This window comes from Xylanibacillus composti, from assembly GCF_018403685.1.
Classification (GTDB): domain Bacteria; phylum Bacillota; class Bacilli; order Paenibacillales; family K13; genus Xylanibacillus; species Xylanibacillus composti.
In genome coordinates, this window is sequence record NZ_BOVK01000024.1 from 29,636 (window position 1) to 51,951 (window position 22,316).

Here is a 22,316-nt window from a genome sequence, read left to right on the forward strand (position 1 = left end):
TCAACGATCCTCGCTTATGCTCAGTATAATCGTTATGGCTGTGCCGATGACCGCGAAATAAACGCCCAGATCGAACAAAACCGCCGTTGCCAATTCCCTCGTGCCAAACACCGGCAGGTCAACATAAGAGAAGGTCTGGAATAAGAACGGAGCTCCGAACAAGAGAGCGCTGGTGCCGGTCAATAGCGCTATAATGACACCGATCGCCCCAACTCGCTTGAAATCAAAAGGCACAATCTTGCGCACGGTTTGCACATCAAATGCCATGTATAGCAGGACAAGGGATGAAGCTGTAATTAATCCGCCGATAAAGCCCCCGCCCGGGTTATGATGGCCCGCAAATAGGATATAGACGGAATACGTCAGAATAATGAAGACCAATACTTTGGTTGTAGTCTGTAAGATGATATCGGTAAATTTCATTCCGCATTCCTCCTGCTCTGACGTAGTTTAATGAGCGTAAATACACCTGCGCCGGCAATGAACAGAACTACAATTTCGAGCATGGTGTCAAACGCGCGGAAATCAACCAATATCGCATTGACCATGTTTTTTGCTCCTGCCAAAGTATAGGATTCTTCAAAGTAGGAAGAAATGGGTTCGAACAGTCTGTAATTTTGCACAGATAATCCGATCAACGTTAATGTAACCCCAACGCCAAGCGAAATGATAAAATTGCTCAACCGAAACCGGATGCGTGTAATTTCTTTCTTTAATTTCGGCAGGAAATAAAAGCAAAGCAGGAATATGGCAGTTGTCATGGTTTCGACAACCAACTGTGTCAAAGCCAGGTCAGGCGCCCTGAATATGACGAAAAACAGAGAAACAATATACCCGATCGCTCCTACGGTAATAATGGAAATGAGTCTCGAGTTGGAAAAGACGACAAACAATGCGGTGCCGGCGATGGAAATGCCAAGTACATATTCGTAGATACTGATCACAGCGCCGGAAGAGATATCCAATCTCAAGGCATTTTGCATAATGAGTGATCCGCCGACAACGAAGATCAAGAAGGCAAAGACATATGCCAAGTAATCGCGTAAATAGCCTGTCATATGCAGCCTGGTAATCCGGGCAGACATATTCTCCATGCCGACTAATCCTCGATCATACAAGTGGTTCAGCGAGAATTTCGGTGTCAGCCACTCGTAAATGCCGGACCAGTAGCGACGGTATATATACAGGAGCGCGCCAATGGCAACAACCCCCAATGTCATGAACAATTCTGTATTCCATCCATGCCATGGTTTGATTTTAACGGTGAACACTTCTTCGCCCTGGAGCAGACTCGGCAAAATAGCATGCATGGCAGGCTCCAGAATGGTGTACGACAACAAATTAGGAAAAAAGAACGTTATAACCACGATGGAAGCCAGAATCAATGGCGACAACAGCATGCCAAACGGGGCCTCATGCGGAGTCTTATCCAATTGCTCCTGCTTAAAGGGACCGGTAAAGGTTCTGAAAATCAGGATCATGCTATAAACAAATGTCAGGATGCTTGCGACCCATGCCAATACAGGCACCAGTACAACCCAACCGTCCATGCTCCGATAGGCGCTTAATACGCCGGTGAAAAACATCTCCTTGCTGAGAAAACCGCTGAAAGGAGGAAGGCCAGCCATCGAGAGGCCACCAATGACCGTAAGCGTGAATGAAACCGGCATTAAGCTCATCAGTCCCCCCAAGCGGCGAATGTCGCGAGTCCCGGTTTCGTGGTCCAAGATCCCAATAACCATGAATAAGCATCCCTTAAACATGGAATGGTTGAACAGATGGAACACTGCCGCGAGCGTAGCGCCTGCCAAGAGCATGGAATTGGCAGCTTGATCCGGGTGAAGCGCCATGGAACCAATCCCAAGCAAGGACATGATCAAGCCCAGCTGACTTATCGTTGAATAAGCCAGCAATGCCTTAAGGTCAGATTGACGGATGGCCATAAAAGAACCCCAGAACAAGGTGACGATGCCGAAGGACGCAATAATCCAAAACCATTCCGTTGTACCTCCGAATACCGGGGTGAATCGTGCCACCAGGTAAACTCCGGCCTTCACCATCGTTGCCGAGTGAAGGTAGGCGCTGATAGGCGTAGGAGCTTCCATTGCGTCGGGAAGCCAGATGTGAAATGGAAATTGAGCCGATTTGGTGAATGCGCCGAACAGAATCAGGAGCATGGCAGGCACGAACAAGGCATGTTCCGTAATCAGACTTGTATCTGCAATAATTTCACGAAGGCTGAACGTTCCGGTCATCGCATAGACGAGGAGAAAACCCAAAAGCATGAAAAATCCGCCGGTGATCGTGATCAACATGGATTTTTGTGCGCCGTACCGCGGCTTTTGCCGTTGAAACCAGTACGCGATCAGCAAGAAGGAAGCGACACTTGTCAATTCCCAGAACAAATAAAGAACCATAAGGTTGTCTGACAAGACAACCCCCAGCATCGCGCCCATGAACATAAGTAGATAGATGTAGAAGTTGTGGAGCGATTCGCGTTCTTTCGACATATAATAAATAGAATAGAATATGACCAATGCACCGATAGCCGTAATAATTAAGGAAAGCAGTAAACTTAAACCGTCAAGATAAACGGTAAAGTGGATATCGAGTTTTTCAATCCAAGGAATGGAATATGTAACGGGGGCAAAGCCTAAATTTGTAGACAGATGACTTGCAAAATAAGAAAATAAAATGAGCGGTACAGCTAATACAAACCACCCTGTATGTATGTTCCGCATATATGTTCTGAACAATGGTACAAAAACTGCGAATACAAATGGTGTCAGGATCATGAAATGCAATAATGACAATCTTGGCTCCCCCTAATGTTTTTTTATTTCAGTATTCCGGCACTAATATATTATACACTATTCGAAGGATAAATTCACAAAGAGGCGTTAAATGTGGAATTTGACAGTCGACTGTTTACCATGTACCCTATATATTGATTAAGGAGAGCTTTCTCTGCTTATTTTTGATGAGGTGAATTGTTGAAATGAAACATCAAAGAATGGACGAAAGTATACTGGTATGCGTGTACTATGGTCCCAATGGTGAACGATTGATAAGAAGAGGCTGTAAAATGGCCCAGATGCTAGACTGCCCTCTGTATATTTTAACTGTGGATCCGCTGCCGGAGGATGAGTTGGACATAGAGAAAAGCCACTATATTTCCAAGTGGGAGGAACTGGCGAAGGAGCATGGCGCAGAGGAATTCATCGTGAAATACAACGAGAAGCGCCCTATTGCCAAAGTGATTGGCGAAGTGGTCAAGCAGAAGCATATTACGCAAATCGTTCTGGGTCAGACCGCGCAGAGCCGCTGGAGAGAAATTACGAAGGGATCATTCATCAATGTCTTGCTGCATGAGATTCCTTTCATTGACTTGCATATTGTTTCGGTTTCCAGGGAACTGAAAAATCAGGATGGGTTTTATGAAAAAGGAATTCGGGCATATTTGATCAAGGATTCAAAAGGATATAAGCTAACTTTCGTTCATACGCCGCAGGATGTACACGAAGGGATTTTCTTCAAGGAGATTGGCACGGATTTCAATAACGGGATCTTTAAGTTTATGAAAGATAACCAGATGATCGAAGTGCATGTTAAAGAGGATTATGTCACTGATCTTGAATAGATATCTTGAACATGGCAATCGACCGACCCGTTGAGGCGGTCTAGACTGTCGACAATTTTCTGTCGGCAGTCTTTTTTTTTTTTATCGCTGTTTTCGGAAATATTGTTGCTTTTAACTAAAAGTATTAACATCTCTTGCTTTCGGGGATATTATAGAATAAAATAGGAACGTAGGTTCCCATTTTGGCTTAATAACCTGGAGGTCCCGATATGATAAGTTTAGGCAAGGAAACGATTCATCGATATAAAGAATTTATAGAATGGACGGACACATTAAGTGATTTGGACGATAACATTTGGTTAACTCCAATCGCTGAAGGAAAAGCAACAGTGGCGGAGATTATTTCACATCTTAAAAATTGGGATAATTACCTTATCAATACCATTATCCCAGCAATTAAAAATGGCGAAGGAATGGTCTTTCCCGATTTCGATTCGTTCAATCAAAAAGCTTATGAATATGCTCGTTCGGGCATTTCCAAAAAAGGTTTGCTCGACGAATTCAAGCAAACCCGTATTCAGTTGATTGAGATAATGCTAACAGAGCCAGATGTCGCCACTAAAAATGTGACGGCAAACGGTGTGGAAAATTGTCCACATACAGGCACTCCCTACTCATTGCTCTACATCATCTACGAATTTATTGAGCATGACATTCACCATAAGAATCAAATTTTATCGGTAATCTGATTCTTTCGAGTTCGAGTTTATGAAACCGTCCCTTATGGGGCGGTTTTTCTTTATCTTCATCTTGCTCTAAAATTCTTGAACCGTCGTAAAGTTCGCCAACTTGCAAGCATCCAAAAAGCCTCCAGCGAATTTGACTTCGCGTATTTAAGGAGAAATAGCTCCATGTATACGAAATATCATATAGAATTCATCAATGTAGACTCTAATCAAACCGCGTTGATGATCAGGCCGGCTGCCGGATGTTTGCGACGATATCTCGCCACTCTTCTCTCATTGACGCCCGGTTGCGGATTGCTTTCGTTGGAGCGCTTGTATTCCGGCCTCCAGTGTTTCAATTATCCGGTCTACATCGTACACACAGCCGCTCCAGGTGCCGCCGCTTGCCGCCTGCAGGGCCGCCCATAAGCGGGTATCGTCCGGCAATTCGGGGTCAGCGCTTAGCCCGGGGTGCGGATCGCGGCAGTCGAGCACCGCTTGTCCTTCTCCGGGTGATCCCGGCTGCTCGCCGCTCCCCACCATATTCAGCGAGCCTTGGAGCCGTCTGGTGTCAATCCGGATCTCGATCCAGTCCCCGTCGCGGAGCTTGCCGAGTGGCCCGCCGTCCAATGCCTCTGGGCCGATATGGCCCAAGCAAGCGCCAGTCGATACGCCGGAGAATCTGGCATCCGTGATCAAGGAGACCTCCTTGCCGAACGGGAGGTGCTTCAGTGCGGAGGTGAGTTGATATGTCTCCTCCATTCCTGTTCCAAGCGGCCCTCTGCCGATCAGGGCCAGCACATCGCCTGCGGCAATGCCGCCGGACTTGATCGCCCGGATCGCATCCCGTTCCGCGGTGAACACTTTGACTCGTCCGACATGATGGTAGACCCCGTGTTCATCGAGCATGGATGGGTCGATCGCGGTCGATTTGATGACGGAACCTTCCGGCGCGATGTTGCCGGTCGGGAAGGTGAGCGTTGAGGCCAGCCCGGCTTGCTTGGCGGATTTCGCAGAATAGATGACGGTATCCGGGTCGATGCCCTCCACTTCTTTCAAGTAGGTCCGCATGCGGTGGCGGCGCTCGGAGTCGCTCCACCAATCCAGTACTTCACCTACAGTCTGTCCCGTGACAGTAATCGCCTGTTCGTGAAGGACGCCCAGGCGCCGCATATGCAGCATGACCTCCGGCACCCCGCCGGCAAGGAAGAGTCGGACAGTAGGATGCGGGATTGGCCCATTCGGCAATACGCTGACGAGCCTGGGCACCTCGCGGTTGATGCGCGTCCAGTCGGACACATCCGGCATTCTCCGCTTGCTGGCGTGCGCGATCGCCGGGATGTGAAGAAGCAAATTCGTAGAGCCGCCGAATGCCGCATGGACCGCCATCGCATTCTCAATCGCTTCATCCGTCAAGATGTGCGCAGCGATCAGCCCCTCGGCAGCCATATGCTGCGCAGCCCGCGCCGATTGCCGCGCCATCTCCAGCCAAACCGGCTGGCCAGACGGAGCGAGAGCCGCGTGCGGCACCGTCAGACCCAGCGCCTCGGCCACGACTTGTGCTGTGCCTGCCGTGCCAAGGAACTGGCAGCCGCCGCCGGGTGTGGCGCAGGCGCGGCAGCCCAAATCGGCCGCTTCCTCTAGCGACAGTTCGCCGTGCGCATAACGGGAGCCGATCGTCTGAACCTTGCCGGCATCTTCTCCCTGAATTGGCGGCAGCGTTACTCCGCCCGGCACGACGACGACCGGCAGCGAGTGCATGCTCGCCAGCGCGATCATCATCGCGGGCAATCCCTTGTCGCAGGTGGCCACTCCCAGCACGGCTGAGCAGGTAGGCAGCGAACGGATCAGGCGGCGCATGACCATGGCGGCGTCATTCCGGTACGGCAGCGAGTCGAACATGCCGGAAGTGCCCTGCGAGCGTCCGTCACACGGGTCGCTGACGAAGCCTGCGAAGGGAATGTTGCCTGCCCGCGAGATCTCTTCGGCGGCTTCCTGCATCAGGAGCCCGACCTCCCAGTGGCCGGTATGATAACCGAGGGCAACCGGCGCGCCATCCGGCCTGCGAATGCCGCCCTGCGTGCCTAGAATGAGCACTTGCTTGCCGAGCAGCTTGGAAGGGCTCCAGCCCATGCCAACATTTTGCGTCCAGCCGAAGAGATGGCCGCTGGGGGAATCCAGTAGCATCTCGGATGTGAGGGGAAGCTTCCCCTCCGGTCCTGGCGCTTTGGTGGTGATCTGGTAGACGTCTTCCTCATGCCGGCCCATGATCTGTTCTAAACTTGACTTCATGCGGGTTCGCCCCCTTTAGCGTTCGCTCTATGGCTTAATGAATACGGTCTTGATAGAGGTGAAGAATTCGATGGCGGCTTGGCCTTGCTCGCGGGAGTGGGAGCTGGACTGCTTCATGCCCCCGAATGGCGCTTGCAGCTCTACACCCGCAGTTTCCGCGTTCACGCGGACAAGCCCTGCCTCCATATCCTGGACGAATTGCAGGATATGGCCGATGTTCTTCGTATAGATGGATGCGCTCAATCCGTATTCGGAATCGTTGGCGACCTGTATGGCCTCCTCGAAGCTGTCCACTTCGATCAGCGCCAGCACCGGCCCGAAGATTTCCTCCCGGGCGATGGTCATCGTCGCGGTCACTTTGTCGAACACTGCCGGGGAGACGTAGAAACCATTCGTTCGTCCTTTCTCCTCCACACGTTGACCGCCGACCAACAGTTCGGCCCCTTCTTCAATCCCTTTCTTTACATAATCGAGAACCTGCATCATCTGGCTTTCATTCGCACATGGTCCCATCCAGGTAGAAGGGTCAAGCCCGTCGCCGACTTTCAGTGCGGCTACTTTCTCGACTAGCCTGGCTTTGAACGACTCATATATGTCCTTCACTACAATTACGCGGCTTGTTGCCGTGCACTTCTGTCCGGTGGACTTCAAGCCGCCGCTGATCGCTGCATCAACCGCCAGATCCAGGTCGGCATCGGCTGCGACGATAATCGGGTTTTTGCCGCCCATCTCCAGTTGATATTTCGCTCCCCGTGACAATGCCGCCTGTCCGACGTGCTTGCCCACAGCATTGGAACCCGTGAAGGTCACGCCGTGAATGCCGGGATGCGAAGCAATGCCGTGGCCGATTACGCTTCCGCTGCCCACAACCATGTTGAGAACGCCCGCAGGGAAGCCCGCGTCATGGAAGCATGCCATGACCTTCGCGGCGGTCACTGCTGTTTCCGTGGCTGGCTTCCAGACAACCGCATTGCCATAAATCAAGGCCGGGGCGATCTTCCATATCGGGATCGCTACCGGGAAGTTCCACGGGGATATGACGCCTACCACCCCAAGCGGAGAACGTGTGGTGTACATGAACGCATCCGCGTCCGTGGAGGGAATGACATCCCCGATCTTGCGCATGCCTTCCCCGGCATAATAACGCAAGATCGCCACGCCTCTCAGTGTCTCGCCCTTCGCTTCCGGCAGCGTCTTGCCCATTTCGCGGGTCATGGTTACCCCAATGTCGTCCGCACGCTGCTCCAACAGATCGGCTGCCTTGTAAAGGAGAGAACCGCGTTCCGCACCGGGCAGCTTGCGCCAGACGGTTCTTGCCGCTTCGGCTGCGGCGACGGCACGGTCCAGGTCCTCTAGGGTCGAGTCCGGCACAAGTCCGACAATTTCCTGCATATTGGCAGGATTGATGCTCTTAGACTTCTCCTCGCTTGATGGGGCCGTCCAGGCGCCATTCACGTAATTGTTTACGGTGATCGTTTCATGCATATTCATGTCAATACTCTGCTTCCTTTCGTAATGGAATTTCCAGTAAATCTGGATAACATAACAAGTTGGCGCAAGCTTGCGTCATATCCGAGAGAGGCGCGAGAGTGTTATGGGCTGGCTGGCGCAACGGTGTTGATCAATGTCCCGATTTGGCTGATTGAAATCTCAATGCGGTCTCCGGATTTCAACGTGAACTGATTGGGCGGCACGATGCAAGTCCCGGTGAGCAGAACGGTGCCAGCGAACAAGATGTTGTCTCTGCACAGGAAGGAAACCAATTCTTCCAGCTTTCGTTTCAGAAGTCCGGTATTGGCTGATTCAGTCACCGCAAGCTCTCCTTGACGATAGATACGGCAGGTTAGCTCGAAGTCATAAGGATTCGCTACGGTCTCAGCCAGGCGTATGGCGGGCCCGATGGAGCACGATTGGCGCCATATCTTCGCTTGCGGCAAGTAGAGCGGATTCTCGCCTTCAATATCCCGGCAGCTCATATCGTTGCCGATGGTGTACCCCAAGATTGAACCGTCACGGTCTAGCACCAGGCCAAGCTCCGGCTCAGGCACCTGCCAATTCGAATCGCTGCGCAGGCATACTTCTGCCTTCGGACCGACGGTCCGTGCCTGTGTGGATTTGAGGAATAGCTCGGGCCGCTCCGCAACATAAACCTTGTCGTAGAACGTGGCGGCGTCAAGTTTTCCTTCCGTGGCTTCATAATTTCTCGCTTCGCGGCTGCGCTGATAGGTCACCCCTGCAGCCCATACCTCCGGCGCTTCTATTGGAACGAGCAAAGGCAGATGGATCCACTTGGCGTCCAAAGGCCGGGCATTCGCCACTTGGCGTCGCACCCGGTCAAGCGGGGAGCTGTTCTCTTCGCGCGCGCGATAGACAAGCTCCATAAAGCTAGAGTCCTGCAAAGGAAATACTTGATCGTCATCGGTCACGGCGGCTGTCACGGCGGATGAATCTTGTAGATAGCGAATAATGCGCAACCCAATCTCTCCTTTTGTTTTATAATATAAAACATTGTTCTACTATGTAGCGAAAATGATAGTGCGGCAATGACCGCACAATTGAACGCAATGTAATATAGAACATTACACTTGCATGTATGTCTAGAACGTATGTCCGAGCTGCCGGGAGATGCGTTCGGAAACTTGACGCAGTCGATGCCCAAGCTGTAGCAGCTCGGTTTCATCCACATGCGAGACAGTGGTAGAGATGCTGATTGCGGCAATGACCTCTCCGGTATGATCCAGGATTGGCGCCGCAGCGCAGCGCACACCCGGTTCATTCTCTTCGCGGTCAAAGGCGATTCCTTCTTGACAAACCAGCTCTAAGGCTTGCAGAAACTTCTCGCGAGATCGAATGGTGTGAGAGGTATGCGGACTGAAATCATAGCTTTCCAACAGCCTGTGCAATTTCTCGGCGGGCAGGAAGGCGGCCAGGATCTTTCCGCAGGCGCTGCTGTGAAGCGGGATTCTTCGCCCGACCCGGGAGTAGCGGATCGGCGCCCTTGTTCCTTCCACCTTATCAATGTATACGCCGTGCGCCCCTTCCATGATGACCAAATGAGTGGTCTGCCCAGTTTCGTCAGACAATTGCTGCAGGAACGGCCGGGCCAGGGCGCGTATATCGAACCCTTGCAGAAGCAGCTGTCCTCGCTCTACCAGCTTGATCCCGAGCCGGTACTGGCCCGTAGCGGGGTTTTGTTCCATGTATCCATGCAACTGGAGGGTCTTCAGCAAAGAATGCACCGTGCTCTTATGTAATTGCATCTGGGCGCTAATTTCGGAAATCTTCAGTTCCTTTGTCTGTTCATTGAACAGATCGAGGATTCTCAGCGCGCGGTCTACGGCTTGAATGATCGGCATTTCGTTCCATTCCATCCTGTGTTTTATATTATAGAACTTGGTTCTATATAATTGTACCAAACACGGGTTTGTTTACGCAAGAAGTAACGCAATGTCTTTCCCTTTCGAGCAGTCTATCCTAAATAGATTGCAAGTTTGATATGGTCGCAAAAATTGGTATAATGTGAGAGAGTGCTATAATCTTTGTCAAATGACAAGAAGAGAGGCGAAGCGGAAGGTAAAGGGGGGTGGCGCGGCTTAAGTGCTTAACTGCACAAAACCAATCAGAAGCAAATCACGAAGAAGGGAGAGGATGGTTCGTGAGGAAGAAGAAGTTGTTTGTACGGTGGACTATAGGATTTGTTGTCATGTTGATGGTATTCGCTTCTGTCAATGTGTCTGCGGAATCCCCAGAATCGCAATTTGGGTATTATACTGTTTTGAAGAGCAGACACGTAACCTACGATAATTTTATAAGACAAGTACAGCAACGAGGTCTGGAATTGGTTTACGAGATTAGGGAAATCGATATTTATCAATTGCGGGGGACGGCTGACCAAATTCGGCTACTGGGACAATCCACGTCTGTTGAAAATTACAACAGATCAGTACGAGCTGTGGAGCCGTCTTTTTCGCCGATGACGGCACCGCGAAGCGTCGACCTGCCGGAGCTTTGGGAGCTGCAGTGGGACATGCACGAATTGACGAACCAGGGAAGCAGCTACCAAGTGTATGCGGGATCTCCACATGTTGTGGTCGGCATCGTGGATTCGGGGCTTGCGATCAACCATCCAGATTTGGCCGCCAACGTTCGCCAAGGCTCGAAAAATCTGGTTCCGGCAGGCGGGTTCAGGGGGACAGAGCCCAATGAGACAGGTGCAGCGGACAGGCTTGCGGATTTGACCGGGCACGGCACCCACACGGCCGGACAAGTTGCCGCGAACGGATTGATGAAGGGGGTTGCGCCGAATACCGGCATTCGCGCCTACCGCGTATTCGGTTCCACATCTGCCGAGACGGTGTGGGTGCTGAAAGCGATCGTCGAAGCTGCCAAGGATAATGTGGATGTGATCAATCTGAGTTTGGGCAGCTATCTAATTAAAGGCAAGACCTTTAGCGCGGATGGCAAAGGCAATCAAGACTTGGTCGAGATCGAAGGGTATCGCAGAGCGATTAACTATGCGCGAAGGGCTGGTTCTGTCATTGTGGCCGCTGTAGGCAACGACGGCATCAACGAACGCGACAGGAAACAGTTTCGCGCGTGGATGCAAGCCAAGCTGGCGGAAGACGGCGTTCGCTTCACCGGCAATGTCTATGACGTGCCAGCTGCGCTGCCGGGGGTAGTCACCGTAAGTTCGGTAGGACCAACCGGCCAACTGTCTTCCTTCTCGAACTACGGGAATGGATTGATCGATATAGCAGCGCCAGGCGGGGATACCCGGTATCTGGAGCAATATGGAATGGAACGGTGGCTGGCGGAAGGCTGGTATCAGAAGGAGTTGATTCTCAGCACGGCCCCGAACGGCGCTTATTTCTTCTCGTCAGGCACTTCCGCCGCTACGCCGAAAGTTTCGGGCGCACTGGCGCTAATTATAGGCAAATACGGGTATCAGAAAAATCCGGGTGTTGCGGAGCGCCATCTGTTCCAATATGGCGTTGACCGTTCGAAGGGCCGGGACAAGGCGTATTTCGGCAACGGCCACTTGAACGTGTATCAAGCCGTTAGCCGTTAGAGAGGTAGACGCGAATGATGAGGGGACACAAAAAAGTCGTCAAAATCATCATGAGCTATGCGTCTATTGTATTTGGCCTGAAGCATATCATTGAACAGTTCGAATTCATCGAGAGAGTAACGCTCAGCAACGGGTTGGAGCCGTGTGCCGTTGAACGGCTGAGGCCAGACATCCTGCTTCTGGAAGACACGATCGCCTATGCTCACGCACAGAAGCTGGCAGAATGGAAAAGCAGTCGGGTCGTTGATCATATTATTGTTTTATATGACAAAGACAAAGATTTGAGGGTAGACGAGTTGTGGAAATGTCACATTGTCAGTTACCTGCCCTTTCACTCCAATCCGAAGCAATTGATGCTTGCGCTCGAAGGCGAACTTTGCGGATTTTCCGTCATGCCTGTCCATATGGCCAAGCAGGTGGAGGTCAGCCAATCCTTACGCAGTCCCTCCTCCATGTTGACCGAAAACGAGCAGCAGGTACTGGAGCAAGTCGCGGCAGGGCGCACGAATACGGAAATCGCCCGGATGATGCATCTTAGCGTGCGCACAGTGGAGACGCATTTGAATAAAATCTATCGCAAGCTCGGTGCTCGCAATCGAGTGGAGGCCGTTTGCAAATATATTCAAAGCACGGCGCCATAAGCCTGACTGCAAGCCTGACCGTAAGCCTGAAACAAGAGACCTGAACGGTCCTTGTCTTCAGGCTTTTTTTGACGTGCCGCGCTAGTATGTGGAAATCCGCAAGGGAAGTATGTGGACTTCCCGGATAGGCGGTCATGGGGGAGTCCATTAAGATAAAACAAAGAGAACAACAATGGACCGGGTTGACCTGCTTGATGAAAGGAGGTGAAACTCATGAAGGCTTTGGAAATGATCGGTGAAGTCAATGAAGCAGAATTGATGGAACTGGCAGGCGCCGGGGAAGTCGAGCAGCGCAGCTCGTGGCCTTGCGCCATTACGCCGCCGGTAATCATTTATACGATCCAGGATTCCAGCAATTCTTGCCCGACGACTGCGTGTTCTTCGAGATGCTAATGTAATCTGATCGGTAGAAAGGTGGGGATATCTATGGTTACTCTCAAATCGGAACATCCGTACAGGAGGGCCTCTTATGTTTCGGAGCGAATCCCGGTCGCCGCCGACCATGCCCGTCCGGCAGACTGTTCGGCAGAGCTGGCTTCCTGGATGGCCAAGTCCAGGGCGACCGAGGAAGAATTCGAAACAAGGCTAAAATCGAAGGGATTGAGCCTGCAGGAGTTCAACCGTTTGCTTGCGAGCAGAGATATCCCCACTACCTCAAATACGGGCTGGATGGAGGAACTCGAGCGTATTCTGAACCATACGCCCGATTCCTGGTTGGCCCAACATTTACATATGGGGATTGGCGTATTTGTCCTGCCGTTTCTTCATGAATTGACCGACCGGGTACGCCGGTGGTTCCCCGCTGCGGCAGCAGGCAAAGTACTGTTGGATTCTGTCTTGCAATCCTTGCAGAACAGTCACCTGCGCGATCTGCGCATGGCTGCCGACCGGACAGTTGTCTATGTTTTTCATCAGGCGAAGGAGCAAGACACGGCCTTGACGATCGAAACTTTCGTGGCACGCCTGGCTGCAGGAACGTCGGAAATCGAGAAGCTGCTTGCGTCCTTCCCTGTACTGGCCAGAATATTGACGGAAATGACGACCCGCGCGGCGCGCAACAGTAAAGAAATGCTTGAGCGGTTCCTGGACGATTATGACGAATTGGACAAGGTTTATTTCGGCGGCAGGCGCCCTCGCCTGCAGTCTGTGCAGATGGGGGAAGGCGATTCCCACCAAGACGGGAGAACGGTCGCCACGCTGCAGTTCGACTGCGGCCTGAAGCTGGTGTACAAGCCCCGTTCGTTGGAAACAGACATCGCTTTGGCCGGATGGCTTCACTGCTTGGGACACCAGGGACTTCGTTATCCGTTGGGCGTTCCGGCCACTATCGCCAAGCAGCAGTACGGCTGGCAGCAGTTTGTGGAGCATCGGCCTTGCGTGAACGAGGAGGAAGTAAGGCGGTATTACTACCGAATGGGCGTACTGTGCGGCGTCTTCCTCACGCTGCAATCAACGGACATGCATTATGAGAACATCGTGGCATGCGGCGACATGCCTTACGTTATTGATAACGAAACTTTGCTGGCCAATAACATTTACGATGAGGAGAAGCTGCATTTCCCCCTATCCCACCTGTACCGCAGCGTCTTGCTATCGGGCCTTGTGCCAACCGGACAGCTGTTCCAGTCGAGGATTGATTTCGACTTGAGCGGCATCGCCGGAAAACCGGAGCAAACCTCGACGAATATGAAAGGCTGGATATTGCAGCAGGAAGGGACAGATGAAATCAAATTTGCGGAAGTGCCCTTTGTGACAAAGCAGGCCCAACATCTGGTCAGACTGGAGGGCGAGATCGTAGACCCGGTCAAGTATGTGCCGGAGATTGGCGAAGGGTTTGCGGACGTTTACCGCATCCTTGCGCGTGATAAAGAAGCGGCGAAGCGGGAAATCCGGGAGCGCTTCGGTCGGTTGACCGGCAGAGCGCTGCTGCGGCCGACTTACCTGTACGCCCGTTTTTTGACGGCGTCCCAGCATCCGCAATATTTGCAGGACGGCCTGGACCGGGAGAAGCTGCTGGAGATGCTGTGGAACATTACCAAAGGCGAAAAAGCGTTTGAGCAGATCGTGCCCGCCGAGATCGCCGATTTGCTCCATCATGATATACCTTATTTCACATTTGATGTGAAGGACACGTGCTTGTATACGAGCAGCAAACAGCGGATTCCGGCCGTATTCCGAAAGAGCAGCTTGCAATGGATCGAAGAACGCTTGGATCGGTATGGTGAGGAAGACTTGGCGTTCCAACTGCGCCTGTTGAAGTACGCCATTCATTCTGCTCATGTCGGCGGCATGGAGCTGCCCGAAGCAGAGGCGCTGGATCATCCGTCCCCAGTCGCATCGGGAAGGCCGTTCGAACCGCTGGCCATGGCATCGGACATTGCCGATTACTTGATCGAGCATCGGTTGGCGGACGATGAACATGCCGCCTGGATCGGACTGAGGAATCATGACAATCAGTTTCGCATGGCCGTGCTGGATTTCTCCATCTATAGCGGCACGCTGGGTATCTCCATGTTTCTCGGCCTCATGTATGGAGAAACCAAAAATCCGGTCTACAGGGACGCCGCCGTCCAAAATTTCCGATACGTGCTGTCCGTGTTCGACAGGATGGGAGACGATGAGCTGCTGCCGTCTGTATTTAACGGCAGGGGAGCGGTTGCATACGCAGGCTTTTTCTTGCATGCGATTTGGGGATTTCCCGAAGCGCGCGAGGCTGCGTTGGCACAATTGAAGCGGATCGGGTCAGATAGCCAAGCAAGTCATATCCCCGAACATGCAATGAAGAGCGAGACGCAGTCCGAGCTGGACTTTCTAGACGGTTGCGCGGGCATTGTCACACTAAGCATTCATATATGGGAGAGGTTCCGGGAGCCTCAGGCGCTTGAAGCTGCGCGAATGAGCGGTCAGAGGCTCTGTGGGTTATTGAGTCGGGAGCGCGTGAATTTAACCGGGTTTGCGCACGGCTCCTCTGGCCTGCTGTATGCGCTTGGCAAGCTGGAGCGGCATGGCCTTCTCCCTGAGGAAAGCGGCTTCATCCCGGCTCTGCTGCAATTCGAGAACGCGCATTACGACAAGACGAAGGCGAATTGGAAAGATCTGCGAAGCCATGCAGCGGAACCCTTTGCCGCCCAGTTCTGGTGCCACGGCGCGCCGGGAGTGCTGTTGGGCAGAAGCGAAGGGCACGTAGAGCAAGTAGAGGCGGCGGAGAGGGAGAAGCTGCTGCGCAGCATAATTGAGCGTACATCGGCGAACCCCCGCCTGTCCTTATGCCATGGCGTATTCGGCAATATTGACATTCTGCTCAGCCTGATGGACAAGCCCGAGTGGCGGCCGCTCCGGTCTGTCATGGAGGAGGCCGTGTGGCGCTTGGCGGCAAGGCCCGACATTCCGGGCAAGATTCAAGGCATGAAGGAACGGGGACTGGTCGGCTTAATGCTGGGCGTAGCAGGAATCGGATGGACATGCCTGCGGCTTGCCCGGGCCGGATTGCCCTCCGCGTTGACGCTGCAATTTCCCGCGGAAGCGGCCGGGAGCCTGCGGCCGGAACGATTGTTTGCAGAGGAGGGGGCGCGTTGAGGCCGAAGCGAAAAGTTCCGTTTATCGAACAGATGAGCCAGACGGAATGCGGCATTGCCTGTATGGCCATGCTCAGCGCCTACTACGGCAAACATGTGACCCTGTTCGAGCTGCGCGATCGCATCGGCAGCGGCAGAGACGGCAGCACTTTGTACGAACTGAAGCGATTAGGCGAGGACCTCGGCTTCGAAGCCAAATGCTACAAAGTCGAAGACCTGAACATATTGAGGCAGATCGACGAGCCGGTTATCTGCTTCTGGGAGCAGAAGCATTATGTCGTTCTCGAGAAAATCAGCCGGGATTACTTCCACATTCTGGACCCGGCACAAGGCAGGATGAAGCTGGACAAAGACGAATTCAACCGTCTATTCTCCCGCTATGTGCTGTACGGGAAGCCAGGACCCGCATTTCAGAAGCAAAAGCCGAAGAGTCTCTGGAAGCCTTACTTGATGTTGTTATGGCAAAAGCCGAAGCTGCTCGCCTTTATGCTGGGTGCCAATCTGCTGCTTCAGTCGTTTGTCTTGGTCACTCCCATCATGGTGCAGCAGCTGATTGATAATTTCGTTGTGAAGCAGAATATCGGGGACATGCACATATATCTGATCGGCATGACCGTGGCGCTCGGTTTGTACTTCGCCTTTTCTCTAATTAAGAACGAGGCAGCCATACAAGTGTTCAAGCATTTGGATCAGGCGATGTCCTGGGAGTACTTTCGCCATCTGCTTGCCATTCCCTATAACTTTTTTCAAATACGCAGCACCGGGGACATCATGTACCGTTTCTCTAATTTACGGTCCATTCGCCTCATTCTTTCCAACCAAGTCATGAAGAGTGTGCTGGACGCCATCCTGTTCCTGGTCATTATCGGATATATGCTGGCCCAATCGATGCATTTGTCCCTGTATGTGTTTCTCTTTGCCGGTTTGCTCTACCTGGGCATTCAACTGCTGAGGCCGCACCTGCATGAAGCAAGCCGCAGCGAACTGTCCAAAGACACGAAGCTATTCTCCTATCAGAACGAATCTGTATCCGGTATTTTGAACGTGAAAATTTCCGGGGCCGAGCAGACGGTATCCGAGCGATGGAAGTCGCATTATCAGGATTTCGTTAAAGCGTTCGTTGTCCGGGAGCGACTGTATGGCGTGCTGAACGCATTCTCCGGCGGGCTTGCCTTGTACATGCCCTTGTTTATCATCTGGATCGGCGCCCGCCAGGTTGCTGCCGGAGGGTTGTCGCTGGGCGAGCTGATCGCCTTTCAATCCATAGCCATTTACTTCATCAGTACGGCCAACTCTCTCATTTTGTCACTGGAAACCTTTTATCAGCTTAAGGTGTATTTGCGGAGAATCCGCGATGTGGTCGATACGCCCCGCGAAGTGCCCGAAGGGCAGGCGCTGCGCCGGATTGAACTGAATGGAGAGATTGTCTTCGACCAGGTCTCGTTCTCCTATACGCCTTACGCCAAGCCGGTGTTGAGAGACATGAGCTTTCGCATCCGGAACGGGCAAAAAGTTGCCATTATCGGCGCGTCCGGGTCGGGCAAGAGCACGCTCGCCAATTTGCTGGTTGGCCTGTACCAGCCGAGCGCCGGCGCCGTATACTATGGGCCGCATCGCCTGGAAGAGCTCGATAAGCCGCATATTCGCAAACAAATGGGGATCGTCAACCAGCAGCCATTTCTATACAATCAATCCATATACGACAATATCAAAGGCAACAATGCGCACGTGACGATGGACGATATTGTGCGGGCCGCCATGGTGGCGCAAATTCACGAGGAAATCATGGCCATGCCCATGCGATACGAGACCATCTTGTCCGAGAACGGGCAAAACTTGTCCGGCGGTCAAAGACAGCGGTTGGCAATCGCCAGAGCGCTTGTCCATTCGCCAAGAATCATCGTGTTCGACGAGGCTACCAACGCCTTGGACAGCATCAACGAGAAGAAGATCGACGACTACTTGGCGCAGCTGCAATGTACGCGCATCGTCATTGCGCACCGGTTGTCCACGATCATGGACGCCGATCAAATCCTAGTCCTGTCGCAAGGAGAAATTGTGGAGAGGGGCACACATGAACAATTGAGACGAACGAGCGGATATTACCGAAGGCTGATAGAAGCCTATCGTGACATGGACATGAAAGGAGGTGAATCCAATGATGAATCAAGGTTTGAAAAACCCGTACTCCAGAACTCATAATGCCCAATTGCCGATCGAGAATCCTCTTGTTGAATTGAAGGAGGACGAGCTGCTGCAAGTGAGCGGCGCAGCGGAAGAGCGCTGGTTAGAAGTGATCATTTCGGGTGTCGCATGTGCTGCAGCCAGCTACTTCATGGGCAATCCGGGACATATGTGCACACTGACTGTTGAGTGCCAGCGTTCCTGCAACTAATCGCGCAAAACCGGGGAGAGACGAGCATGCCTTGTCTCTCTCCAATCATGACAGGAGGTGAATGCATGTCCTCGTCCATTGTATACAACGCCCTGCATCTTCAGGAGCGCAAATCATTCGGTCCGGCGCGAGCCGAGTCGGATCTGACAGAGGTTCTCCCGTATTGGCGGCAGCTATTGGATTGTGAAAGCGAGCAATCGTTCGAAGCGCTTCTGGCACGTCACTACCAAATCGATCTTCCGTTTCTTCGCCGGCACTTTCGAGAGAATGCCGATGGAACCGGCGGCGGGAGCAAGGCGGAAAACCTGCAGTCGGACTGGGTTGCTTATATGAAGGAAGTACTCATAAAGCGGTCAGAAGGGCTGAATCCGGGTTCAAGCACAAATGTGAAAGAAAGAAGCCCTCTCCTTCATGACTATGAGCAGGTCATGGAGGGCACCAGCCTGTCGGACTTTCCGTTCTACACCATTTACGAACCGCTTGTACAGGAATTTTACACGGACCTGTTCGTCGGGGAGGGAGCTGCCCCTGAGATGGTCGTTCGCCGGCTGGCCAAGCATGACCTGATTCAATATTATTTGGATCTCCTGTACGCCATCACCCACAAGACGCTAATGCTGGAGATTAACTGCTTGCGCTTGGAAGGGAAGCTGGAAGGAGAGAGTCCTGAGCAGCGGTATGAACATTATGTCTCGCAGTTTCTAAGGAATCGGCATTACTTGAGCAATCTGCTGGAGGAATATCCGGTCATGTTCCGGCTGATTGCCGAAAAAACCGGAAACCTGAAGCGATTCATCCGCGAAATCTTGGGGCATGCGCACCAGGACTGGCATGCATTGCAGCAGCGGTTCAGCGTGAGGGAGCCGGACATTGTCCGACTTCAACTGGGGAAGGGCGATTCCCACAAGAAGGGGAGAACCGTCGCCATTCTTCAATTCGGCTGCGGCACAAAGCTGGTATATAAGCCCCGCAGCATGGGGATTGACGATACATTTCAACAGTTTTTGCAATGGATGAACGAGCGGTTGGATGACGGTTTGCCGCTTTGCACGGCCGGTGTATGGAATCGGCAGACATATGGCTGGATGGAATATATTTCGTATGCGCCATGCGCCTCTGATGAGGAGCGTCAGCGTTTTTATTACCGGTTGGGCAAACTTCTAGCCGTGCTTCATACGATGAACGCCACCGATTTTCATTATGAGAATATTATAGCCAGTACTGACCAGCCTGTATTGGTTGATCTGGAGTCGCTGTTTCAGCATACGGTTAGCAAGGATCACGATTATACAGGAAGCGGCGCGATTAACCGGGCGCTCACACTCATTCGGGATTCGGTCTTGTCGACCGGGGTTGTGCCGACAAACATTGATCGGGAGCAGAGCTTTGACATCAGCGGGGTCGGCGGCATCGGAGAACAGCAAAGCCCTTTTCAAATTCAAACGGTGGAAGGGAAGCATACGGACGAAATTCGTCTGGTCAAAAGATTGGGCAAGCTGGAATCAGGGCATAACAACCCATTGGCCGGGCAGCAGGATAATGGGGCAAGCCGCGAAATTATGCACTATATGGACTTTCTGCTGGACGGTTTTCAGGCCGGGTACCGGCTGTTTCTGATTCATAAGCCTGAAGCGGTCCGCCAGTTGGAAGCCTTCGGAAATTGTGAAGTGCGAAAAATCTTAAAAAGCACGATGATATACAGCAAGCTGCTGCATTTGAGCTATCATCCCGATTTTCTCCGAAACCAGCTGGATCGGGAGATGCTGCTAAATCGCATATCGCTTGCATCGGACGATTTGGACAGACGCATCGTATTGGCCGAGATCGCGGATTTGCTGGACGGGGATATTCCGTACTTTTCCGCAATCCCTTCCGGAACGTGGATGCGTGATGCCCGCAACCAATCGATTGACGGCTTTTTTTATGAAGATGGGCTAACGCGGAGTTTGCGCAAGCTCGATCAACTTTCGGCAATTGACCTGGAGCATCAGTTGAACATCATTCAAGCGACCATTGCCGCCGTGTATGCCAAAGAGGACATCAAATTGATCCGTCTGGACAATTGGAAAGCGACGGAGGCCGAACAAGTGAACTTGCTCCACAAAGCAGAGATCATCGCGGACACCGTCATTCGCGCCGCTATCAAGCATGAAGGGGAGCAGGGATTGGAATATTGCTGGACCAGCATGGTGACCAAAGGCGGGAGAAAGCATGTCTGGCAGTATTCGGTGACAGGTCCTGGCATCTACGACGGAAACCCGGGCATCGCGCTGCTGTTCGCCCAGCTTTGGCGATTGACAGGGAAGGAAAGATACCGCGAAGCTTGCTTGGCCGCTATCCGGCCCATTCAATTGATTCTGGAGGAACTGGTCCAGCCGGACAATATTAATCTCGGGGCCTTCTTGGGCATCGGAGGGATGGCATACGGCTTTGCCCAATTGGGCGCGGTATTGAAAGATGCGGAGATGAAGCAATGCAGCGACCGGCTGCTGAGGGAGATCCCGAGACTTGTCCATCAAGACCGCCTATATGACCTCATTGGGGGCAGCGCGGGGGCGCTGGCTGTCATTGCAAGCGTCCTGGAACAAAACCCCGAAAGCGCATGGTTGATTGAAATTGGCGAGAAGCTGGTTAGCCATTTGATCCAGCATGCCGTCCCCATGGAATCGGGCGTGGCGTGGACGCCGGCCAACTCGCCGGAGCGACCGTATATCGGGTTCTCCCACGGCAATGCAGGTATTATATTCGCGCTTTGTCGGTTCATGACATGGTCCAGGCAGCAAGCAGCGATCAAAAAGACCGTGCAGGAAGCCCTGGATTATGAGAACCGATTCTACGATCCAGCGGTGCGGAACTGGTTCAGCGTGCATCTGAACAAGCATTCCATTGCCTGGTGTCACGGGGCTCCCGGCATTTTGCTGTCCAGAATGGAGGCTGTCCGCTGCGGGATCGCCCACGAGCAGCTGGAGCGCGACCGTCAAGCTGCACTTGCCACGACACTGGACGTATCGCTGGGCGGCAACTTCTCCTTTTGCCACGGCAATTTCGGCAATTTCGATGTGTTGGTATTGGCGGCACCGTATGCCAGCATGCAGGAACAGGCGCAGATTGAAGCCAAGAAACATGCGATGCTGGATGAATTGTTCCGCCGTTCGGATGTCATTCATGCGGATATTAACGCAATCGGCGTCATGAACGGCTTGGCCAGTATTGGATACGGGCTGTTAAGAATACATGATCCGCAGGATGTTCCCTCTCTGCTGACGCTCGAATTGAAAGGACAGGAAGCGATGGCGGGACAAGCCAATCAAAGGGTCGGGTAAATGGGTAAGGGACGAAGCGTGCGGATGCGTGAATGAATGCTGCCGACAAGCCGTCCCTTTTTTACTTGCTTCAGGCTGCTCCGCCGGCCTGCACGGGAACTAAGAAGGGGGTGTATACTATTTTGTACAGTATGTAATATATATTTGACATACAGTAAAAAATAGTATACCATGTGAAGCAAGGAGGGGATCGAAGTGGCAGGTTCATTGACTAACAACATCTACATGCTGCGTGCCGAAAGAAGGTGGTCGCAGAAATATCTGGCCGAACAAATCGGCGTCAGCAGACAAACGATCATCTCACTCGAAGCGAATCGCTACAATCCTTCCTTAATCCTGGCATTTCGCATTGCGGAAGTTTTCGGGGTGGGGATTGAGGATGTGTTCCGCTATCACCCTCAGCAGACGAAAGGGGATGAGTGAAATGTTCATGACTTATTTGATGCCGGCAGCCTTGTTCATATTTGCCTTATCCGGAGTGTATTTTATTCTTATCTTTCCCAGGGAACGAGACGAGCGCTCCAACTTGATTTTGAAGCATGCCTTCCAGAATGCCTATTATGTCATGTTGGCGGCGCTGCTAGTCACATTTGTTCTGTCCAAGTTATTCGAAGTCGTAGACGAGCATTTTCAAGAAGCCGTATTGGTCGATGTGCTGGCAGCCCATCTTACGGTGATGCTGACGGCCATCATTTTGAACCGAAAGATGTAGGTGAT

General features: G+C 52.4%; 17 protein-coding genes. 11 read left to right on the forward strand and 6 right to left on the reverse strand.

Annotation, left to right across the window (positions count from 1 at the left end; all coding sequences use genetic code 11):
- Both XYCOK13_RS09525 and XYCOK13_RS09530 read right to left on the reverse strand, forming a co-directional pair.
- Positions 1-423 carry a Na(+)/H(+) antiporter subunit B gene (locus tag XYCOK13_RS09525; protein ID WP_213411911.1) on the reverse strand — a complete coding sequence of 141 codons (423 nt, stop codon included), beginning with the start codon at positions 421-423 and terminating at the stop codon, positions 1-3.
- Positions 420-2,813 carry a Na+/H+ antiporter subunit A gene (locus tag XYCOK13_RS09530; RefSeq protein WP_213411912.1) on the reverse strand — a complete coding sequence of 798 codons (2,394 nt, stop codon included), beginning with the start codon at positions 2,811-2,813 and terminating at the stop codon, positions 420-422. The genes XYCOK13_RS09525 and XYCOK13_RS09530 overlap by 4 nt, the downstream gene beginning before the upstream one ends.
- A gap of 185 nt (positions 2,814-2,998) precedes the next feature.
- Here XYCOK13_RS09530 and XYCOK13_RS09535 point away from each other — a divergent pair, with 185 nt between their 5' ends.
- Both XYCOK13_RS09535 and XYCOK13_RS09540 read left to right on the forward strand, forming a co-directional pair.
- Positions 2,999-3,640 carry a universal stress protein gene (locus XYCOK13_RS09535; protein WP_213411913.1) on the forward strand — a complete coding sequence of 214 codons (642 nt, stop codon included), beginning with the start codon at positions 2,999-3,001 and terminating at the stop codon, positions 3,638-3,640.
- A 209-nt stretch (positions 3,641-3,849) separates the two neighbouring features.
- Positions 3,850-4,329 carry a DinB family protein gene (locus XYCOK13_RS09540; protein ID WP_213411914.1) on the forward strand — a complete coding sequence of 160 codons (480 nt, stop codon included), beginning with the start codon at positions 3,850-3,852 and terminating at the stop codon, positions 4,327-4,329.
- A gap of 270 nt (positions 4,330-4,599) precedes the next feature.
- Here the strand turns inward: XYCOK13_RS09540 and XYCOK13_RS09545 are convergent, their stop codons facing one another.
- The 4 genes from XYCOK13_RS09545 to XYCOK13_RS09560 all read right to left on the reverse strand — a co-directional run bounded on the left by XYCOK13_RS09545 (position 4,600) and on the right by XYCOK13_RS09560 (position 9,953).
- Positions 4,600-6,597: a YjhG/YagF family D-xylonate dehydratase gene (locus XYCOK13_RS09545; RefSeq protein ID WP_213411915.1), complete on the reverse strand. Its 1,998-nt coding sequence runs from the start codon at positions 6,595-6,597 to the stop codon at positions 4,600-4,602.
- A 27-nt stretch (positions 6,598-6,624) separates the two neighbouring features.
- The gene (gucD, locus tag XYCOK13_RS09550; RefSeq protein WP_213411916.1) at positions 6,625-8,088 is read right to left on the reverse strand and encodes an alpha-ketoglutaric semialdehyde dehydrogenase GucD; all 1,464 of its coding nucleotides are present in this window, start codon (positions 8,086-8,088) and stop codon (positions 6,625-6,627) included.
- A gap of 101 nt (positions 8,089-8,189) precedes the next feature.
- Positions 8,190-9,071, reverse strand: a complete 882-nt coding sequence (locus XYCOK13_RS09555) for a fumarylacetoacetate hydrolase family protein (protein WP_213411917.1) — start codon at positions 9,069-9,071, stop codon at positions 8,190-8,192.
- Positions 9,072-9,194: 123 nt separating this feature from the next.
- On the reverse strand, positions 9,195-9,953 hold the full coding sequence (locus XYCOK13_RS09560) for an IclR family transcriptional regulator (protein WP_213411918.1): 759 nt from the start codon (positions 9,951-9,953) through the stop codon (positions 9,195-9,197).
- 299 nt (positions 9,954-10,252) lie between these two features.
- Here XYCOK13_RS09560 and XYCOK13_RS09565 point away from each other — a divergent pair, with 299 nt between their 5' ends.
- The 9 genes from XYCOK13_RS09565 (at position 10,253) to XYCOK13_RS09605 (ending at position 22,311) form a co-directional block, all read left to right on the forward strand.
- A complete protein-coding gene (locus tag XYCOK13_RS09565) occupies positions 10,253-11,665 on the forward strand; it encodes a S8 family peptidase (protein ID WP_244865098.1) in 1,413 nt (470 codons plus the stop codon).
- 17 nt (positions 11,666-11,682) lie between these two features.
- Entirely contained in the window at positions 11,683-12,306 is a 624-nt protein-coding gene (locus XYCOK13_RS09570; protein WP_213411919.1) for a helix-turn-helix transcriptional regulator, read from the forward strand.
- A 213-nt stretch (positions 12,307-12,519) separates the two neighbouring features.
- Entirely contained in the window at positions 12,520-12,699 is a 180-nt protein-coding gene (locus tag XYCOK13_RS09575; RefSeq protein ID WP_213411920.1) for a class II lanthipeptide, LchA2/BrtA2 family, read from the forward strand.
- Positions 12,700-12,732: 33 nt separating this feature from the next.
- Positions 12,733-15,882 carry a type 2 lanthipeptide synthetase LanM gene (gene lanM / locus XYCOK13_RS09580; protein ID WP_213411921.1) on the forward strand — a complete coding sequence of 1,050 codons (3,150 nt, stop codon included), beginning with the start codon at positions 12,733-12,735 and terminating at the stop codon, positions 15,880-15,882.
- Positions 15,879-18,083 carry a peptidase domain-containing ABC transporter gene (locus tag XYCOK13_RS09585; protein WP_213411922.1) on the forward strand — a complete coding sequence of 735 codons (2,205 nt, stop codon included), beginning with the start codon at positions 15,879-15,881 and terminating at the stop codon, positions 18,081-18,083. The genes lanM and XYCOK13_RS09585 overlap by 4 nt, the downstream gene beginning before the upstream one ends.
- Entirely contained in the window at positions 18,040-18,276 is a 237-nt protein-coding gene (locus XYCOK13_RS09590) for a plantaricin C family lantibiotic (RefSeq protein WP_213411923.1), read from the forward strand. The genes XYCOK13_RS09585 and XYCOK13_RS09590 overlap by 44 nt, the downstream gene beginning before the upstream one ends.
- Before the next feature lie 65 nt (positions 18,277-18,341).
- On the forward strand, positions 18,342-21,599 hold the full coding sequence (locus XYCOK13_RS09595) for a type 2 lanthipeptide synthetase LanM family protein (protein ID WP_213411924.1): 3,258 nt from the start codon (positions 18,342-18,344) through the stop codon (positions 21,597-21,599).
- A 189-nt stretch (positions 21,600-21,788) separates the two neighbouring features.
- A complete protein-coding gene (locus tag XYCOK13_RS09600; RefSeq protein WP_213411963.1) occupies positions 21,789-22,022 on the forward strand; it encodes a helix-turn-helix transcriptional regulator in 234 nt (77 codons plus the stop codon).
- A 1-nt stretch (position 22,023) separates the two neighbouring features.
- The gene (locus XYCOK13_RS09605) at positions 22,024-22,311 is read left to right on the forward strand and encodes a hypothetical protein (RefSeq protein ID WP_213411925.1); all 288 of its coding nucleotides are present in this window, start codon (positions 22,024-22,026) and stop codon (positions 22,309-22,311) included.
- Positions 22,312-22,316: the final 5 nt, after the last annotated feature.